Origin of the sequence: Rhodococcus sp. NPDC057014 (genome assembly GCF_042673295.1) — a bacterium.
GTDB lineage: Bacteria > Actinomycetota > Actinomycetes > Mycobacteriales > Mycobacteriaceae > Rhodococcus_F.
This window is the reverse complement of the sequence record NZ_JBHUSF010000509.1, coordinates 1-3914: the sequence shown is the minus strand read 5'-3', so window position 1 is coordinate 3914 and position 3914 is coordinate 1. Positions and strand designations below refer to the sequence as shown.

The window sequence follows — 3914 nt, the reverse complement described above, 5'->3', positions numbered from 1 at the left end:
CCCCGCGAGCAGCACGCCCACCAGCGCGATCGAGCCCACCCAGACGGTGGAGATCGTGGCGAGGACGAAGGGGCGGGCGCCGACCTTCTTGATGGTGGCGATCTGGACGCCGGCGCCGAGGGCGAACATCGCGGCGGTGAGGAGCGCGGTCTGCAGGATCTTGGCGTCGGCGAGCAGACCCGCGGGCAGCAGGCCGGACGACCGGAGGCCGACGCAGGCGAGGAATGCGACGACGAACAGCGGGACGAGCGGCGGGCGCTTCACGTCGGCGTCGTCACCGGCGAGGGAGCGCTGCCGCACACTGAGCACGGCCATGACGGGTGCGAGCATGAGGACGCGGGCCAGTTTGACCACCGCGGCGACGCCGAGGGCGGCACCGCCGATCGCTCCACCGGCCGCGACGACCTGCGCGACCTCGTGGATCGACCCGCCCGCCCACAGGCCGGCGTCGGTGTCCGAGAGTCCGAGCGCCCGCGACAGCAGGGGGATCGCGGGGATCATGAGGGTGCCGAAGATGACGACGAGCGCGACCGCGGTGATCACCTCTTCCTCGTCGGCGTCCACCACCCCGTCCACCGCCGCGACCGCGGCCGCACCGCAGATCGAGAACCCGCAGGCGATGAGCAGTCGTTGCGTCCAGCTGAGGCCGAGCAGTTTGCCTGCGAACATCGTGCCGACGATGCCGAGACAGACGATCGAGACGACCACGACGATGACGCCCCAGCCGAGTCCGAGGATGTCGCTCAACATCAACTGCAGGCCGAGGAGGGCGATGCCGACCCGGAGCAGTTTCTTGGCGGAGAATTGCAGTCCCGGACGGAGGCGCTCGGGCAGGCGCGCGACGTTCGACAGTACGGCGCCGAGCACGATGGCGATCAACAGTGGGCTCACCGTCGGCAGGAACCGGCCGATGCCCATCGCGAGGGCGGTGGCGGCGGCGCACAAAGCCAGGCCCGGAAGGACAGTGGCCGTGGCGGTCTGCAGTCGCGGCAGCGTTCTCGTGCTCTCGACGCGCTGTTCCTCGGACTTCGATTCGCTCAGTTGACTGCTCATGCTCCTACGGTCCGTCATTGCGGCACTGTGCGATAGCCGTCATTTCGGCATGAACACATATCAATCAGATATGTCTTGCGTAATGGTCATATACTCGACGTATGTCCCGCAAATGGCCGGAGTTTCCGGTGCTCGAATTACTCGTCGGAGTCGACGACCACGGAAGCCTCAGCGCTGCCGCCAGACTCGCGGGAATGGCACAACCGAACGCGAGTCGCGCCATCAAGCAGCTCGAGCGCCAGTTCGGCATGACCCTGCTGCAGCGCAGCCCGACGGGTTCGATCCTGACGCCGCAGGGCACGGTGATCGCACACTGGGCGCGCCGGGTGCTGTCCGATGCGGGCAGGCTGCTCGATGTGGCCGAGGGGCTCCGCGCGGAACGTTCGGCCGAGTTGACGGTGGGCGCCAGCATGACGGTGGCGGAACATCTGATGCCGGGGTGGCTGGGGCAGTTTCGCCGGTTGCACCCCGACGTCACCATTCACCTGCAGGTACATAACTCGACTCAGGTGTTCGAGCGCATCGACAACAGGATCTGCGACGTCGGGTTCGTCGAGTCGCCGACGGTGCCGCGTCCGTTGAAGAGTCTCACGGTGGCCCGTGACCGGCTGGTCGTCGTCGTCCACCCCACCCATCCGTGGGCGCGGCGCCGAAAAGCACTGTCCGTCAGCGAATTGGCGCTGACGCCGCTCCTGGTCCGGGAACCGGGATCGGGCACCCGAACCACGCTCGACGTGGCGTTGCAGGAATACGAGCGTGCCGCACCGCTTCTCGAACTGGGCAGCGCCGCCGCGATTCGTACCAGCGTGCTCGCGGGGGTTGGGCCGGCGGTGATGAGCACCCTCGCGGTCGCGGAGCAGGTCGCCGCCGGGGAGCTGAAGGTGATCGACGTCGAGGGCCTCGAACTCGACCGGGTTCTGCGGGCCGTGTGGCGGGGCGCGCGTCAGCTCGACGGTCCCGCAGGCGAACTGGTGCGTCTGGTCCGCCGGGCGGGTGCCGAGAACTGACCGGCGCTCAGCCGAGGAGGAACGTTGCCGCGCCCGCGGCGATCACGAGCACGATGACGGCGGACCGGAACACACCCGGCGGCAGACGCCTGGCGATCGCCAGTCCGGCGACGTTGCCGATCACCGCCGCCGTCACGAAGATCGGGAGACGCGGCCAGAACATCGACTCCGTGATCTCGTCGTGGAACCACAGGACACCGAGCGCCATCACGTTGGCGACGATGAAATAGCCTGCGAGATCGGCGATGAACGCGAGCGGTGGCAGCCGCGCGCGCATCAGCAACAACACCGGGGGCGGCCCGTTGAGGGAGGTCGTGGTGCCCAGGTAGCCGCCCACGGAGCCGGTGAGGACGTGTGCGGCGGTGGAGGGGGTCCGGGTGGCCCGCGTCCGGGTCGGGAGCGCCATCGCGACCCCGCACAGCATGACCACGACTCCTGCCGCCGGCTTCAGATACTGCTCCGGCACCAACCCGAGGGTGACCGCACCCAGCCAGGCGCCGGGCAGACTGCCCCCACCGAGCAGTGCCACCCGTCCCCAGTTGATGTGTTCGCGCAGGTGATACGCCGCGCCGATCCGCGTGATCAGACCGGCGACGAGATTGACGAATACCACTTCGGGAACGGCGAATCCGATCATCAGCATCACCGGCGTCGCGATCAGGGCCGTCCCGAACCCGGTGGCCCCTCCGATGACCGAGGCGATGCCGATGCACAGGGCACCCACGAGGAGCATCGTCATCGCGACTCCCTTCTCGATCCGGTGGCACGGTCCCGTGCCGGTCCGCCGCTCAGTTGGCGAGGGATTGGACTGCGCTCACCAGCGCCATCAATTCGATGTCGCTGCCGGTGCACCCGCGGGACAGGTCGTTCCACGGCGCGGCCAATCCTTGCAGGATGGGCCCCAAGGCTATTGCACCGCCGAGCCGCTGGGCAATCTTGTACCCGATGTTGCCGGCGTCGAGGTTCGGGAACACCAGGACGTTCGCGCGGCCGGCGACCCGTGACCCGGGCGCCTTGGACGCGCCGATCTCGGCGACCAGCGCGGCATCGAACTGCAGGTCTCCGTCGACGTGCAACTGCGGGTCCCGGACGCGCACCCGTTCCGCGGCCTCGCGGACCTTCTCCACCCGCGGATGGCTGGCGCTGCCCTGGGTACTGAACGACAGCATCGCCGCGATCGGGGCCCGCTCGGTGAGCTGGAAGTGGGTGGCGCTGGCGGCGAGCGCGATGTCGACCAGTTCCTCGACCGTCGGGTCGGGGACGACGGCGCAATCTGAGAACGTCAGCTGCCTGCCGTCCGACAGCAACATCAGGAATGAGCTCGACAGGATGCTCGAACCCGGGGCGAGACCGACGATGCGCAGTCCGGCGCGCAGCACGTCGGACGTGGGTCTGCTCGCACCCGCGACTCCGGCATCGACCACCCCGGCGCGCACTGCCGCCGCGGCCAGGCAGACCGGGTCCGACAGCGCCGACTCGATCCGGTCGGGATATTTCGCGAATCCCGATGCGACGGCGTCGCGGATCGCGGGATCGGTGGCGGCCTCGTCCAGGTCGACGACGAGTTCCTCGGCCAGCGGAATGCCCGCGGCCTCGGCGGTGCGGCGGATGACGTCCCGCCGCCCGAACAGGCGCGGGGCGACGACACATTTGTGGTGCAGATGGTGCGCCGCACGGATCGCGCGTCCGTCCTCTCCGTCCGCGAGCGCGACGGTCCGGTTGCGGCCGCTCAGGGTGGCGGTCCAGTGGTCGATCAGAGACGAATCATTCAGTCGTGCAACGTCGGTGGGTGGTGCTGTGGTGGCGCCCGGGGCCATGGCCTCGCTCTCCCGTCGATACGAAGAGGGGTGGCGG

4 protein-coding genes are annotated in these 3914 nt (G+C 68.9%); 1 reads left to right on the top strand and 3 read right to left on the bottom strand.

Translation table 11 applies throughout. From position 1 onward, the window contains the following. On the bottom strand, positions 1–1053 hold a 1053-nt coding region (locus ACFTZB_RS43910), incomplete at its 3' end, for a YeiH family protein (protein WP_378442025.1). 101 nt (positions 1054–1154) lie between these two features. Between ACFTZB_RS43910 and ACFTZB_RS43905 the strand changes: the two genes are divergently transcribed. Continuing rightward, positions 1155–2060 (top strand): LysR family transcriptional regulator, encoded by a 906-nt coding sequence (locus ACFTZB_RS43905; protein WP_378442023.1) that lies wholly within the window; start codon positions 1155–1157, stop codon positions 2058–2060. Positions 2061–2067: 7 nt separating this feature from the next. Here ACFTZB_RS43905 and ACFTZB_RS43900 read toward each other — a convergent pair whose 3' ends face one another. Further along, positions 2068–2799, bottom strand: a complete 732-nt coding sequence (locus ACFTZB_RS43900; protein WP_378442021.1) for a sulfite exporter TauE/SafE family protein — start codon at positions 2797–2799, stop codon at positions 2068–2070. A 49-nt stretch (positions 2800–2848) separates the two neighbouring features. Next, the coding region (locus ACFTZB_RS43895; protein ID WP_378442019.1) for a phosphotransacetylase at positions 2849–3914 on the bottom strand (1066 nt) is incomplete at its 5' end.

What these genes read in the sequence shown, in the direction of transcription:
- ACFTZB_RS43905 (WP_378442023.1), top strand. Translation starts at nt 1,155, where the DNA reads ATGTCCCGCAAATGGCCGGAGTTTCCGGTGCTCGAATTACTCGTCGGA.
- ACFTZB_RS43900 (WP_378442021.1), bottom strand. Translation starts at nt 2,799, where the DNA reads ATGACGATGCTCCTCGTGGGTGCCCTGTGCATCGGCATCGCCTCGGTC.